The following is a 15,877-nucleotide window of genomic DNA, read 5'->3' as shown; positions in this document are numbered from 1 at the left end:
AGGAGGACTAATCTAGTTTTGATACAATAGGAAACCTGCGTCCGAAGCCAAAAGCTTTGGAAGATACCCGAAGTATTGGAGGAGCTTGCAAACGCTTGTATTCCGAACTGTTTACCAATCGAATTACCTTTTTTACAACATCTGCGTCAAAACCTAAATCAACAATATCATACTCAGACATTTGCTTCTCAATATAATTGAACAAAATTTTATCTAACACATCGTAATCAGGTAAACTATCAGTATCCTTTTGATTGGGGCGTAATTCTGCCGATGGTGGCTTTGTTATGATATTGTTTGGAATTATTGTTTGTTTAAAGTTAATTAGTTTCGCCAACGAATAGACGTCAGTTTTGTAAACATCTCCGATAACTGATATCGCCCCGACCGAATCGCCGTACATGGTTGAATATCCGACTGCAAATTCACTTTTATTACTGCAATTTAAAACTATGTGTCCAAATTTATTGCTGATAGCCATTAATAATGTCCCTCTAATACGTGCTTGCAGATTTTCTTCGGCTAGCCCAAAAGGTAAATCTCTGAAAATTGGTTGCAAGGTTTTGCGATAACTGTCAAAAAGTGAGTTTATATGTATTTGATGATATTCAATATCCAAATTTTTTGCCAGTTGCATTGCATCTACAACCGAATGGTCGGAACTAAATTCCGAAGGCATCAACACTCCAATAACATTATTATTACCCAAAGCCTCTGTTGCCAAAGCAGCCACAACAGCTGAATCTAAGCCACCAGAGAGTCCAATCAAGGCTTTAGAAAAACTGTTCTTAGCAAAAAAATCTCTGATACCTAAAATTAAAGCCTCTTTGATTTTTATTAAAGAATCTGTTTGGAGGGAGGGTGTTATAATGGTTTTGTGGATATTCGAAAAATCAAAAATTAGTGTATCCTCCGAGAAACTCTTTAACTGTGCCGCAACTTTTAAATCTTGATTTAAAACTAATGACTCTCCATTAAAAATCAAGTCGCCATTACCTCCAACTAAGTTTACGTTTATCAGCGGAATGTTGTATTTTGAAACTATTTGTCGAAACATCTCTATTTTTCTGTTTTCCTGTAAATACGAAAATGGCTTTGCCGAAATATTTACTATAAGTGAAGGATTTAACTTCTTTAATTCTTCAAGCGGATTGTTTGTACAGTGTTCTATATTTCTGTAAGGGTCGAATAAAGACATACCGCATGAAATGTCATCACTTATTGTAATAGCAATTGGAATTCCTTTTATATCAACAATATTAAAATTTTTGTTTGAGTTAAAATATCGGCACCCATCAAATACATCATAATTTGAAAGAGCAGTTTTGTGTATTATGTGTTTTATTATGCCGTTGTCTAAAACATAAGCGGAGTTATATAGTCTTTTGTTATCTTTTTTACTGTTGGATATTGAAGGAGCACCAATAATTGCAGCAATATTTGTAGTATGTAGTAAAATATCGTTTATTGCTTTTTGAGACTTTTCTATGAATCCCCTGCTTTTTAGTAAATCTTTGGGAGGATACCCGCAAACAGATAGCTCTGGAAAAATAACCAAATCAGCTTTTTTTATCTTAGCATTTTCGATAGCTTCGATTATTTTTTGAGTGTTCAACTCAAAATTTCCAACATGAGTATTTATTTGTGATAAAACAATCTTCATATTGTTGTTATTAATCTGTTCTAAAGTAAAATCTTGACAATTATGTCCCGTTATTAAGATTTTGTTAGTTACTATTGCTTAATAATAAGCTATTGGCAATTAAAAAATTATCCCTAAAGTTAAGCCTAATCTGTAATAGTAAACGTGATCTTCTTTGCTGTTTTTATCAGTAGTCAAATCTGTCAAACCACTTGAAAATGAAAGCATTGCTTTAATAGCAGTACTGCCACCCAAGCTATATAATACTCCTCCTCCTAGAAAGTATCCGGCTGAAAACATTGATATTTCATTTTTTGCAGTTTCTCTACTAACATTAGCGCTGTTGATATTAACTTTTGTTTTAATGCAGTAAGCAGGTATAACACCAACTTCACCTGTTATGGTTGTGTATCCTATTTCACGTGAACGAAATGAAAAACCAAGCGGGACCTCTATTTGTTGCATTTTGTATTCTACAGAAGAGCCCGAACTTATGGAAGAATAGAGCGAGTCATATGTCTGGAAACCAAACAGATAGTTGTATTTAACATTAAAATTCAGGTGTGACATTCGAACGCCTGTAAGAAAGCCCCAATTTTGTCCTCTTAATGCTGTAAGATTTGCCCCATAAGATATTCCAGCAGAAACACCGTCGTTTTTAGCATCTTTGGTATTAGTAGCTGTCCAGTTTACTGAAGGAATAATATCTATACCAAAAGAGAGTTTTTTCTCTTGTGAATAGACTGAAATTGATGTGAAAATTAGAAATGCTATAAGTATCTTTTTCATTTACAAGTAGTTTAGATTGTTGTTAATCTGCATAATACAAAAAACAAAGATAATGTTTTTTGATAATAAATTTTGTTGGTAAAATTTAAAACTACAACTCATTTTTTTATTTTTGTATTTAGATTGATAAAAGTATTGAAAGTAGCATACAGGATTTAGAAACATATGATAGTTCGATGAGCACTTTAATATATTATAATTCACTTACAGCACTGTTTATCGCGACTTCTATTTTTGGATTGCTTTTTCTTACGCAATTTAATGAAAATAAGGCTACGTTGCGAAATTATCGTATCGTAAAACGAATATTAACAGTGGCATATTTGGCAGTTGCTGTTGGCTCGTTACCAGAATTATTGGTGCAGTTAAGTGGTACAACAATCGTCGGTTCCCGAGATATATTGTTTTCGCAAGTTATAAACCTGACAGTTGCAATAACGCAAGCGTTTATCTTTACTCATTCGACTATGCTTCTTCTTGACACCAAAAAGATTAATTCTAAAATAGTTAAATATCAGGTAGTTGCATTGGTTATTTACATAACCGTAGCCATATTAAGCTATTTACTACTACCTAAAAAGGCAACAGAAGCAGTTGTGTTTGTACTTACTGTGATATATTTTATAGCCCTTGGCTATTTTACTGTTCGTTTTTTGCGCCACTTTCGTCAATTCAGAATTATCATGGATAACTTCTATTCAGACGATGTTACGGCCCGCATGCATTGGATTAAAGTAGCCTTTTTTGCTGCTCTTTTTATAGGGACGTTTGCCTTGTTTGTTACTTATTATTGTAGTGTTGTTAACGAAACTATTTTCAATCTAACTTCGCTCTGTTTTTACACATTTTTCGGTATAAGACTTCTTAACTATCCATGGCAGTTCGAAATAATAGAAATGCCAATGACTGAAAAAACCAAATATGAACAATCGTTTTCGGCACCTAACACCGTGACTGGACTCACGAGTTACCAAGATATGCTTCATACCAATAGTGATACATCTATAGAGCAATGGATAGCAGAAAAGCATTTTTTAAAGTCGGGCATTACAATGGACGACTTGGCTAAGTTCTTGGGCACAAATCGCACCTACATATCATCCTACTTCAACACAGAAAAGGGTATTACATTCCGTCAGTGGATTAATATTTTGAGAATAGAGGAGGCAAAGCTTATCATAACTGACGATTCAAAAATAACAATGACAGAGCTTGCCTCTCGTCTGGGCTATGCCGATACAAGCACATTTTTTCGTCAGTTTAAAGCCAAAGAGGGAGTTCAACCCTCTGTTTGGAAACAAAAAAACTTATCAAATTAGGTGTTTTGTTGTTTAGCCACTAATTTTTGTTGTTTAGCCACTTCAAACGATATAGTTTCCTATATTTTTACAAAGTCTTTTTGCATCTAAATATCTCAATATCTGCGAAAATAAACTTCAAATTTCTAACTTCTAATTATATGAAACATTTGTTTTTATCATTGCTGTTAAGCATAACACTATTTGCAACAGCACAACAACAAGGTTTTAACTACCAAGCCGCCATACAAAAACAAGATGGTGCTACGCTTCATAATCAAGAGGTTACTTTACGTATAAGCCTCATTGGACAAAGCAGCAATACCGTATATTACTCTGAAACACAAAACAGTACTACCAACAATTTTGGTATAGTTAGTTTAGTAATAGGGCAGGGCGAGGCTTTATCAGGCAACTTTACTGACATACCATGGGAGAGCGAAACAATATTGATTAGCATTGAGTTAAAGGTTGATAACAATTTTGTTTCTATGGGAACATCTCCTATTATGGCTGTTCCTTATGCTTTGCATGCAACAAATGCCGTTACGGGAACAGGAACTGCAGGAAAAATAGCTGTATGGTCAGGAGACTCACAATTAACAGACGTAAAATCATTTAACGTAAACCCAAACGTAGAAGTAATAAGCGATTCTACAGCCGGAGATAATGATCCAATATTTGAAGTTAAAAACAAATTGGGACAAGTGGTTTTTGGTGTATATCAAGCGGGTGTACGAATTAATGTTGACGATACCAACAATGCCAAGGCCGGAAAAGGTGGCTTTGCTATTGGTGGACTATCTTCATACAAAAATAACGACAATAAGTTCTTTAGAGTTACACCCGACAGTGTAAGAGTTCTGTTGCGCGAAAATCAAGGCAAAGCAGGGAAGGGAGGATTTGCTATCGGAGGACTCTCTTCAGGTAAGGAGGTTACTCAAGACCTGTTTTTCATAGACCGGGATAGCGCACGTATATACATAAGCACCGATTCTACTAAAGCTGGGAAAGGTGGTTTCGCTATTGGTGGACTCTCTTCAGGTAAAGGGCTTCCAGTAAAAAACATCTTTGTTGCCACAGTTGATAGCACAAAAATATATGTTAGCGAAGAAACAGGCGACGGCAGCAGTGGACGTTTTACAGTAGGAGGACGCTCAACCGCAAAAGGTGAGGGTAAAAACTATTTTGATATAAACACATCTACAGTACCAGATACCATTACCAATCAAAACCGAGTATTGTGGTATCCACAAAAAAATGCCTTTATGGCAGGACGCCTGTATGTGTTAAGTGTCGATTCTGTTGGTGAAAACTCCTTTTCGAGCGGTTATGAGAGTCAGGCTCAGGGCGACTATTCTCAGGCATTGGGCTATAAAGCTGTGGCTTCAGGCACAAACTCTACCGCTATTGGTAATGAAGCCAAGTCAACCAATACCAATTCATTTGCTCTTGGAGAAAAGGCTTTCGCAGGTGGTATTGAAAGCTACGCTTTTGGGCGTGGGGCTAAAGCCACAGGACAGAGAAGTTTTGCCTTCGGTAGTGCAGCACCCGCAGGTAGTGATGGGCAATATGCTTGGGGAGAAGCAGGTGCACCCGAAGCAACTGGCGACTTTTCATTTGCTATAGGAAATGGAACTAAGGCAGAAGGCAAAGGTAGCATTGCAATGGGATTTAAGAGTGTGGCATCTAATAATTTTGCATTAGCAATGGGTGCCGCAAATGAAGCCAGCGGGTGGTGGAGCACTACAATGGGTAGTACTAACAAAGCCAGTGGAACGTGGAGCATTGCAATGGGTGCTGGAAATAAATCCAGCGGAGAGGCTAGCACAGCAATGGGTCGTGAAACCACAGCAAGTGGAGATTTTAGCACTGCAATGGGTTATGCAACCCAAGCGAACAAAAAGACTAGCACAGCAATGGGTCGTGAAACCACAGCAAGTGGAGAGAATAGCACAGTAATGGGTTATCAAAATACTGCAAGTGGAGAGGCTAGCACTGCAATGGGGCGAAATAACATAGCAAGTGGACAGATTAGTACTGCAATTGGTTATCAAACCACAGCAAGCGGACAGTTTAGTACAGCAATGGGCATTTCTATTAAAGCAGCAAAAGAAGGTTCATTCGGTATAGGATTAAGTTATAACTCAACACCTCCAGTAATTAACACCCTCAATACCATGGCAATTATGGGTGGCTACGTGGGTATTAACACTGTAAACCCGGGAAATTGGAGACTTAAAGTAGATGGTATAGCAGGAGGTACACAAGCATGGCTACTGGATAGCGATAAACGTTTAAAAACCAATATTAAACCCTTAGAGGATGCACTACAAAGTGTGCTTAAATTGCAAGGCGTAACCTTTAATTGGAAAGATGAAACCAACCACCGCCCCGGACGCAATGTGGGTTTTATTGCACAAGAGGTAAAAGAGGTGTTACCTGAAATCGTGAACGGTGGTGGAAAAGATGAACAAGGTAACGAAATATACTATAGCATTGAGTATGCAACACTAACACCAGTGTTAGTAGAAGCTATTAAAGAACTAAATGCAGAAAACAAATCTCTAAATGAAATGAATAAAGAGCAAAACGAGACCATAGAAGAGTTAAAAGGTGCAATTAAAGAGCAAAAAGAGCTAATAGATAAACTTTTTGAAGAGTTGAAAACAGTCAATGAACAGTTAAAAACCAAATAGCTATTTCTTTATTCTATTTTAAAAGCCGGAAACGCTTTTCAAGGGTATAACCTAAGAAAGGCGTTTCTTGTTTTCTGACATCCGCACTTTATTAAAGCCGTAAGTAAATGAAAATTTTAATTTTTTTTAGTTTCTTTGTAGAACAACCTGACTACTGTTAATTTTTAACTTAAAAACATGAAGTCAATTTCGCTTAAAACTATTATTGCTTTTATATGCTTGTTTACACTATTTTCGTGTGATAACAACCCTTTTGATATTAAATTAAACGATAAAGTAGAAATTAACGTTACAAGGCTCGATTCTGCAATGTTTGAGCCTGATTATGAGACTGTTGTGTCAACTATTGATAAGTTTTATGTCGAATATCCCGATATATTTGATATTTTCATGAGACGCATTGCTCGTGTGGGAGGTCCTGAAACGAGAAATTTTGTTGACTATTTGCAACTGTTTTTGAGAAACCCCGAAATACGCGAAAGCTATGATTCAATCAAAGTTGTATATGGCGATTTTTCAAAACAAAAAAATGAAATAGAAAAAGCATTTTCATATATTAAACACTATATACCCGATTTCCTAGTTCCGGAAATTTATACCGTTGTATCAGGATTTAACGAGTCTATACTAATGACTGACAGTGCTATTACAATTTCCTTAGACAAGTTTCTTGGGCAAAATAGTATTTTCTATGAACGCGTTTCAGTACCCCGATATATGAGGAAACGTTCTAATCCTGAATTGCTTCCTGTTGAAGTCGTGCGTAACTGGGCTTATACTGAGTTTGAAAATCTTGATTCGGTTTACAATATGGCAAACGTTATGATTTATCACGGTAAAATATTGTACCTTATGGATGCCGCCTTCCCTAAATATCCTGACCATCTGAAAATAAGCTTTAACGAAAATGATATTATTTGGGCAAAAAAGAGCGAGAAACATATGTGGGCGTACATCTTAGATAAAAAACTACTATTCAACACCGACTTACGAGAGATTAAAAAATATACTGATGATGCGCCATTTGTTGCAGTATTCGGAGATGATAGTCCGGGAAGAATAGGATGTTGGATAGGATGGCAAATTGTGCGAAGCTATATGAAAAAACATCCAAATGTGACAGTTAATGAATTACTAGAAATGAACGATCATCATCAAATATTAATTGAGTCGGGCTATTCGCCTAATTAGCATGACCGTATAGTAGCTTATCTGTATAATAGTAACAATGACAAAAATTTTAGAACAAAAGAAAGCTCTTCGAAGGGAAATTCGCATAGCTACTAAGGAGTTGTCAACAGAACAACGATTAATTCAATCAAAGAGAGTGTGGAGTATTCTTTCGCAGTACGAAAAGTTTGTAAACGCTAAAACAGTTGTCTTTTATTGGTCAATGGAGAGTGAGCTAAATACCACTGAATTTATTGAATCAGTGAAAAATACAAAAAAGGTATTGCTCCCCGTAGTGGTTGGCGACAACCTTGTTCTACGCAGTTTTGAAGGTAAAGATAAAATGGTTGCCGAACCTGTTTTTGGTATCTTTGAACCAGTTGGCGAAGAGTTTAAAGAGTACGATAAAATAGATTTTGTTGTTGTCCCGGGAATGGCGTTCGATAAAAAAGGTAATAGAATGGGGCGTGGTAAAGGGTTTTATGATAAGTTTCTGACGCAAATACCGAATGCTACTAAAATAGGCGTTTGCTTTAGCCATCAAATTGTTGATGATGTACCGTCAGAGCCACACGACGTTAAATTAGATGGGGTTTGTTCGCCAGAAGGTTTTTTTCAATAAGAAATTAACTACTATTGAGTTTCCTGTAATTTTAAAATAATCTTCCTGTAATTTTAAAATAATTCCCCTGTAAATTTAAAATTCTCTTTTATCTTTGAGGTATAAATAACCTTAAAAAGAGTCTATTATGTTAGTTTCTCGCAAAATAAAAGATTCAATAGAACAATTGATTGACAAGTATCCTATTACAGCACTTACAGGACCAAGACTTTAGTTTATGGAGGAAACGAGCGTCAGGAACGAAGTGTAGCGCAAGTGTTACCTTGGAGTGAAAGCAATTTGCAAGGAACAAGGTAAAAGGAGCAAGGTGAAAGTACTTTTTCCTTGTACCTTTTACTTTATAATTGCTAAAAGCGGCTTGTAAATTTCGAGAGTACCAGAATCAACAAAAATCCATTCACTTTCAGGAGAATCTGTATCATCAGTTAGAATGGCATTTGAGCTATTATTGGTTTTATTAAGGCTTATCGTCACTATTTTTCCCGAGCAGTGATATATTTTATAACGACCGTTTCCCATATGCTTTAGGTAAAAATGTTGTCCGCTACCGTAATTAATCTTATTTACCGATAAACTCTGACAAGGTTGTAATGTGTTTGTTGTTACGTCAATAGCGCTTTGGTAAGAGCGTCCAAGAAGTATTTTGTAATACAGTTCGTACGGGTCTTTGTCGAAACGAAAAACAGAATCGGATTGCGGATTATAAAATGCGCTACTTAACATAAGGTTCTTAGAAATACTGTCAATTTCCACATTTTCAGATGTGCTATCGACAGCCATTGACGATACAATGTAAAAATACTGTCCAGTAGGAGCTTTATCTCCTACACTGTAGGTCGTAATTAGCCCCGAGTTGTCGTAAGCGATTTTTTCACCCACGCCTGTAAATAAAAGTAGAAAAGAGACTAAAACGGTAAAGGACATTTGTAATAAATTATAAATGGTTCTTGCATTGTACTATGTACAAATTTGGCATATTTTTTTGTAAAACAGTGCTAATGAGCTTGTTATTTTTACGAAATGCCTATTTTGTTGTACCATCGACAATTTTTAGGTAGTTAAGATTATTGTTTTTTACCGAAAATTTTTCAAAAACTGTTTTTCTTCCCTCTTTGCCTATCTTCAATCTTAGCTCAGGATTTTCGATAAGCATACTTAAAATGTTAAACCACTCTTGATCTGTTGATGCCAAATAACCATTTTTACCATTTGTGATAATGTCGTTGTTAACGCCTACTGGTGACATTACCGAAGGTATTTCCAATGCCATATACTGAAGACCTTTAAACCCGCACTTGCCACGGGCCCACTGATTGTCGGGTAGGGGCATTATACCAATATCAAAATGTGAAAGTTGTTCAATTTCGTTCTCAAGGTTCCATTTTACAAACTCGAACTCAACACCCTCAATTTCAGGAGATAAGTCGGCAATTATTTTAAACTTTACTTTATCACCATATCTCTTTTTTAAGTCTGATAGTGTAGATTGGATTGTGGCTAAATGTTTCAGTGTTGTGCTTGTTCCCGTCCAGCCTATAATAACCGAATCTTTGTTTTCAATGGTTTTTTCCATTGGTTTATGATAGTCAGTGTCGATTGTAGTGGGTATGATAAATACGTTTTTAGCATACTGTTTAGCATATTGTGCTAAATATGAGTTACCTACAATAACTGTTGTGGCAAGTTTACAAATATCGGCAGTTTTCGATGGGCGTTTCAGCCACCTTAAACTCTGATTTCCTTGTGATGTATCGTTCAGCCAAATGCTATCGTCGAAATCGAATATAATTGGCACTTTTAGCCATTTTATAGTTCGTTCGAAAAATACGGTTCCCAACATAAATGCCTCGCGATAAATGAAAACAGCATCATAATTTTTTACGCGAATAATATCACGAATGCGTTTTATAAAACTTTTTATAACAATGAATAGCTTTATGATATAGTTTCTATGGCTATAAAAGTGTTTATCGTCCCATGTGCTAAGAATATTTGAGTATGTTATTTCGTATCCCGACTCCTCTAAAAAGGGAATAAAATGCTCACAACGAAAGCGTTGCCCCGGCGAACGTCCCATTCTGTGAGGAACTAAATATAGAATACGTCTCTTTTTCATAAGCTACGATAAATATTATTATATCTCTCAACCCCCAAATTTAAAGAAAAGTATTTGTGTGCGATATCAACCAAGACTTTTTCATCAACCTTGCCTGAAGAAAAGTAATTGTCCCAAACGTCATAAAGCGTTTCGTATTCAAAATCTTTGACTATTAACGATTTTATCGTTCTGTAATACTCTTCGATATCACCAACTCCAATATTGCTAAAAACAGGTATTCCTAGTCCGAATAGCTCGGCTAATTTAGTAGGAGACGACGCTTTTTTGCTAAACGAAGGTTTTATAAAGCTGACAGCTGCATCACTAACAGAAAGAATTTCAGGCAATTGGCTTCTATCGGCATGTAACGTTTTGATTAAATCTAACGATATTTGATGTATAATTGCCGATTTGTGTATTATCTCTATGTTATCGTGTGTAACAACTAAGAAAACAGAATCCGGACAAAATTTTGTTACCAATATTTTAAAGAATTTAACCATCTCTTCAGTTAAATACCACGTTCCTAGCGAACCTAGATATGTTAATACAAAAGCGTCTTGTTTAATCCCTAACTTTTTTCTCCAAGTAGCTCTGTCCGTTTCGTTTTTATCTGTTTTTTGAAAATGGTCAAGATCGGCGCAGCATGGAATAACAGAATAATCTGTATCTAAAACTTTAATGTCAAAGCTACTGTTTATAGTTTCTATCGCATTGTTTGTAAGACTTACAACGTGGTCGGCATTTGTTAAAAACTCTCTCTCTCTTCTTTTAAAGTATTTGTAAACCAAACGGTATAATGGATTTGATAAACTCCAGATATTGCCATCTATACGTTCGTCAGCCCAAAACCCTCGCATATCGAAAATAAATTTTACTCCATATCTTTTTTTGAATTTTAACCCAACAATTGATGTAATGTAGCTTCTGCAGTGTACTATATCAAACCCCTCATTTATATATATTTTTTTTAATTCTTTTGCGAATTTGTAAATATCGTTTATTGTAGAGAGTACAGGTGGTTTTTTTGTGTATTTTATTGGTATCCAGGTAATATTGTTTTGTTCAAGATAGGATTGTATCTCCTCTCTTTTTCTTAAAAAAGCCTCATTCTTTTCTGCACTAATAATGGTAATTTTGTTGTTTAATTTCGACAACTCTTTTAAATAGGGGATAATCTGCGATTGTCCGAGAGAATCGGTCAGTCCGTCGTAGGTTAAATAAACTATGCGTTTTCCGTTATTAGTATTTATCATGTTCAATTATAAGATAATACGTTTGGCAGTTAAAATTTATTAGATTGTGACGTTCCTCTCTTTTTCTGAAAAAAATCTTTAATAAGGTCTGCGCAGTCATCAGCCATTACATTTCCTTTAACAATGGTTTTAGGATGATATAAATTACCAAATTTACTACTTCCAAATTTTGTGTCGGGAGCACCAAAGACAACGCGCTCTATTTTAGTCCAAAAAAGAGCACCAGCGCACATAACGCACGGTTCTAAAGTAACATAAAGAGTACAATCCTCTAAATATTTGGCTCCAAGAGCCTCTGTCGCCGATGATATTGCAATAATTTCGGCATGCGCCGTAACATCTTTTAGTTTTTGTGTTTGGTTATGTCCTTTGCCAATTATACGATTGTTGGCTACTATAACAGCACCTATGGGTATTTCGTCAGCCTCGTATGCTTTCAGGGCTTCGCGAAAAGCAGCTTTCATAAAATAAGTATCATCAAACATTACTTAGAACGAATTAGTAGTGGCATTAAAATCAAAATATAAACAACAGCAAAGATAAAAGAAAGAAAAGTAGCAAGGGCAATGTTTGTTATTTTATATAAATAGTTGACTCCGAAAGCGAAAACAACGATATTTCCACTTGCAAGAATCATGGTTTTTGCGGTGGCACGTGCAAAATCTTTCCCTTGAGAGCGTGTTAAAATAACCATACTTGTGAGCATAACTGCGGGGAATGTACTAAAAATGCCTGTCCAGAAGTGTGAGGCAAATTGGCTAATAATTACCGTCGTACCAACAACCGAGCCTGCAAAAATAGCTCTGTACAGTATCAGAGAAATTCGGAACTTTTGTTCCCGTTTTGCTACCGATTTTATTTTTGCAACATGTTCTAAGATAAAGTAAGTGGTTGACATTATCACAATAAATATAGTGGTAGTAACAACAACCGACTGAATATTAAGTTGTTGGAAAAACAGTGCACAGCATATCCACACAATTAACGAAATGATTGTAGCTTTTACTAAGCCTTTGTTTAAAGTGAACACAAAGACCGTTAAAAAAATACAATTTAACGCCATTCCCAAAGGAGCTGACAATGCAGCATTAGCTGCATACTCCTTGCCGACAGTAATAGCTACAAACAGCAATGAAACCAAAATAGTGCTTGGAAGTAGTGCTAGCACCCCACCCAATTTAGTTCCAAGACGCTCTGCAATCCATGTTGAAACCGAGATCCAGACGCCGGCAATTATAAAAGAAAGAATAACGTTATAAACAACGGTGCTCATAATACCAATTGTAATTTTAAAATAGTTCAATCTTTTTAAAATTTTACAATTGTAAATACCGATGTTACAGATACATAGTCCAAACAAACAATAGTGAAGTTTGGACTATAGTAGCTGTCCAATCGGTATAAAAGCCCAAAGATATAACAAAGCCAACTTTTTACAATTATTTATTTGGCTATGTTATTATTTTTTTTTGATGGTTTTACTTTTTAATAATAAAAAAAACGGAGGAAAATCTCCTCCGTTTTTCTGTTAGTAACTCTATTGTTTTACTACCTTATAAGTTTTATGCATTCCGTCTGATATCAGTGTAATATGATAAATACCGGAATTTAGTTGTCCAAGGTTTATTAAATTATCTCCTGTTTGAAGGGTTCCGCTTAATAAAACTCTTCCACTTATATCAACCAAATTATAATTTGCAGGTACTCCAATATTATTAATTTGTAAAATACCTGATGTTGGAATTGGGAATATTTGAATTTCTCCAAATACGTCATTTTCAATACCAACAAGTGACACGTCAATTGTGCAGTCTCCTGTAACTTTAATTGTAGATGTGTGAGTATCGCATCCCTCTTTACCCACCCAAAGATTAATAGAGTTTGTAGGTAAAACACCTGTAATAACAGCAACGCCTTCCGCATTAGTATAGTAATCTGGATATGATCCAAGAATTACCAGCGCCCCTTCTATAGGCTCTCCAGTTGTTGAATTAACATTTACTGTTACAGTATAAGTTACTCTTTCCATTACTATCACTTCGGTTCGGTCAGCTGTACCTGTATTTATGGTTCCAGTATAGGTTACGTAATTAGTAGCAGAGCAAGTAAAGTCAACATTGGTAAGTGGTGGCAAAGTAAATGTAGCTTTACCTCCGGATGTGGTTTGTTGACCATATCCTTCAACTGATACCCTAGCATTCATTACATTTCCTCCAGTTTCATTTTTTAAATGGAAAGTAATATCAACATCTGTTCTTGGGACAGTGACTGTAAAATTAGTGTTGGCATCAATCAATTTAATTGTTCCAGTTGTAGTTATATGCCCTGTTTTGGAAGCTGTAAACGAAATATCAACACCTGCTTGCACATTGTTGAATGTAGTTTGTCCGTTTGAGTTGGTTGTTTGCGAACCATAACCGGTAAGTGCAATTAATACTCCTTCAACGGGGTCAAGACCATCGTTAATTGTAAATGTTGCGTTAAATTGGTTGGCAACGTTTGATTTAAGTGTAAATCTGTATGGGTTGTTAATGGGTGTATTGTTGTTAATTGTTACAACTACAGTATCAGTTCCGGCTGATGTGGGTTGATATTTTACAACAAACAGTGAACTGTCTCCCGGTTGGATTGTCGATGCAGGGTTAGTAGTAATCGTATATTTGCTTGAATTAACAGTTGGGTTTGATACAGTTAATGGTAAATCGCCTATGGAATGAATGTAGAAGCTGTAGTTTTTTGAACTTCCAACATTAACAGTTGCGTAGTCAACTACTTTTCCTCCATTTTCATACGTTTGATTTAAATGCTTTATCGACATGGCTTTGCGATCTTGTGCCATTATCGTAAAATCGTCAATGCACCAGTATATTCCAAAATCTGCAGTATAACTCCATTTAAACCTAACATTACTTTGTCCTGACAGTTGTGATGATAGGTTAAATGAAGCTGTGGCTGGAGATGAAAACGACCCAACTGTAGATGTATAAGCAGCTATTTGTTGATATGTTTCTCCTCCGTCTGTGCTATAGAAAAATCTGGCGGTGCTGTTTCTATGTCTGTAAAAATGTTCAAATGATACATTTACCGTTTCATATTCGCTAAAGTCGAATAAGCCGGTTATCATCTGTGAATTTTGAGAACTTTCCGATCCATAGTATTCGCTATCTAAAATTGCAAATCCGTTGGCTCCTGTTGTCGATTCAAAAGGTCTGTTTCTGGGATTGTCAAATAACCATACTTTACTGTTACCTATGCTGTCAACTATTGTAAAGCATGGAGGACAAGATTTGCTTCCGAAGTTTTCAACAAATGGGAAACGGTTAACCTTATTGCAGTCAGTGTATGCAAAAGCTTTTTTTCCCCTTGAATATTCCGGAACATTGTTTTTACGTGCCCAAATTTTATAGTAGTGCGCAGTTGACGCGTTTAGATTTTGATGTATAAATGATGTGTTTGTTCCGGCATAAATCACTACGCCTCCGCCTGGAATTGTACTGCCTACTGTATAGTTAGTGCCATTTGCAGGAGTTCCAAACACTCCTGTTGGACTGTACGCTAAAACCATATAATTTACAGTAGTATGGTCCCATACTAATTGAATTTCAGAACCATTGAGAGCCGTTGCCTCGAATATGGTAGGATTACCCTCTCCTCCCATAAAATCAAAAGAAACAGTTTTTTCTATATAATCTCTTGTTATATTGGTTATTGGTTTGTTTGTATTGTTGCCAGCCCAAGATTTAGAGCTTGGGAGAGTCTGGTCAGTAAATGAAGTTTTTTCACTATAGGGCCAAGCGCAACCTTGACTGTTAATATTTCCGTATGATGATGGATTTGATGTTGGATCCATTGTTGCTGAAGCACAAACAGGATACATCCTTTGTGGGTGTGTTGCATTAATTTTATTACCAACTTGGTTTACACCTGAGTGAACATGGTAAATAATCATACCATTACCAGGTATATATGTATCAAATCCTTGTTTTTGGCGATTTTCAATTAAAAAATATTCATTTGTGGTTGTTGTATTTATTTGGTAAAAGCTTGTTGTGCTATATGCTGCATGTTCAATTGTAACCGAAGCAGGTTGATTTAAAACAACAGCTGGCGCCCAATTATATACTTTGGTTTTTGTGTATCCGTTATGGTGTGCTGGTGTGGCTCCATTATTATTCCATGAACCACCTGCCATCATATCCCAGTCACCTGTTCCGGAGTATTGACCGCCTGTTTCATAATCGGTGTCATAATAGTCAGGGGCACCCAAAACGTGTCCAAATTCGTGACATATAACACCTATATT

General features: G+C 36.0%; 12 protein-coding genes. 4 read left to right on the top strand and 8 right to left on the bottom strand.

The genetic code is table 11. The features are described from left to right. Nucleotides 1–7 precede the first annotated feature (7 nt). Nucleotides 8–1,663, bottom strand: coding sequence for an NAD+ synthase (locus tag GX311_05225; GenBank protein NLK15782.1), 1,656 nt, complete (start codon nucleotides 1,661–1,663; stop codon nucleotides 8–10). 99 nt (nucleotides 1,664–1,762) lie between these two features. Further along, complete coding sequence (locus GX311_05220; GenBank protein NLK15781.1) at nucleotides 1,763–2,431, bottom strand: outer membrane beta-barrel protein; 669 nt, start codon at nucleotides 2,429–2,431, stop codon at nucleotides 1,763–1,765. Between the two features lie 176 nt (nucleotides 2,432–2,607). Between GX311_05220 and GX311_05215 the strand changes: the two genes are divergently transcribed. The 4 genes from GX311_05215 (at nucleotide 2,608) to GX311_05200 (ending at nucleotide 8,220) form a co-directional block, all read left to right on the top strand. Next, entirely contained in the window at nucleotides 2,608–3,750 is a 1,143-nt protein-coding gene (locus tag GX311_05215) for a helix-turn-helix transcriptional regulator (GenBank protein ID NLK15780.1), read from the top strand. A gap of 140 nt (nucleotides 3,751–3,890) precedes the next feature. Further along, nucleotides 3,891–6,428 (top strand): hypothetical protein, encoded by a 2,538-nt coding sequence (locus tag GX311_05210; GenBank protein ID NLK15779.1) that lies wholly within the window; start codon nucleotides 3,891–3,893, stop codon nucleotides 6,426–6,428. 177 nt (nucleotides 6,429–6,605) lie between these two features. After that, the gene (locus GX311_05205; protein NLK15778.1) at nucleotides 6,606–7,619 is read left to right on the top strand and encodes a hypothetical protein; all 1,014 of its coding nucleotides are present in this window, start codon (nucleotides 6,606–6,608) and stop codon (nucleotides 7,617–7,619) included. Between the two features lie 37 nt (nucleotides 7,620–7,656). Continuing rightward, complete coding sequence (locus tag GX311_05200; GenBank protein ID NLK15777.1) at nucleotides 7,657–8,220, top strand: 5-formyltetrahydrofolate cyclo-ligase; 564 nt, start codon at nucleotides 7,657–7,659, stop codon at nucleotides 8,218–8,220. Between the two features lie 333 nt (nucleotides 8,221–8,553). Here GX311_05200 and GX311_05195 read toward each other — a convergent pair whose 3' ends face one another. The 6 genes from GX311_05195 to GX311_05170 form a co-directional block, all read right to left on the bottom strand. Continuing rightward, nucleotides 8,554–9,144 (bottom strand): RICIN domain-containing protein, encoded by a 591-nt coding sequence (locus GX311_05195; protein ID NLK15776.1) that lies wholly within the window; start codon nucleotides 9,142–9,144, stop codon nucleotides 8,554–8,556. Between the two features lie 100 nt (nucleotides 9,145–9,244). After that, nucleotides 9,245–10,336, bottom strand: a complete 1,092-nt coding sequence (locus tag GX311_05190) for a glycosyltransferase family 4 protein (GenBank protein ID NLK15775.1) — start codon at nucleotides 10,334–10,336, stop codon at nucleotides 9,245–9,247. Continuing rightward, nucleotides 10,333–11,574 (bottom strand): glycosyltransferase family 4 protein, encoded by a 1,242-nt coding sequence (locus GX311_05185; protein ID NLK15774.1) that lies wholly within the window; start codon nucleotides 11,572–11,574, stop codon nucleotides 10,333–10,335. The genes GX311_05190 and GX311_05185 overlap by 4 nt, the downstream gene beginning before the upstream one ends. A gap of 29 nt (nucleotides 11,575–11,603) precedes the next feature. Beyond that, entirely contained in the window at nucleotides 11,604–12,059 is a 456-nt protein-coding gene (locus GX311_05180; protein NLK15773.1) for a nucleoside deaminase, read from the bottom strand. Further along, nucleotides 12,059–12,847: a DUF3147 family protein gene (locus GX311_05175; GenBank protein NLK15772.1), complete on the bottom strand. Its 789-nt coding sequence runs from the start codon at nucleotides 12,845–12,847 to the stop codon at nucleotides 12,059–12,061. Before GX311_05175 ends, GX311_05180 begins: the two co-directional genes overlap by 1 nt. A 264-nt stretch (nucleotides 12,848–13,111) precedes the next feature. Continuing rightward, the coding region (locus tag GX311_05170) for a M6 family metalloprotease domain-containing protein (GenBank protein NLK15771.1) at nucleotides 13,112–15,877 on the bottom strand (2,766 nt) is incomplete at its 5' end.

The sequence above is a fragment of the Bacteroidales bacterium genome, assembly GCA_012519055.1.
Classification (GTDB): Bacteria; Bacteroidota; Bacteroidia; order Bacteroidales; family Salinivirgaceae; genus JAAYQU01.
The sequence above is the reverse complement of the archived record's forward strand: the minus strand, read 5'-3'. Positions and strand labels throughout refer to the sequence as shown.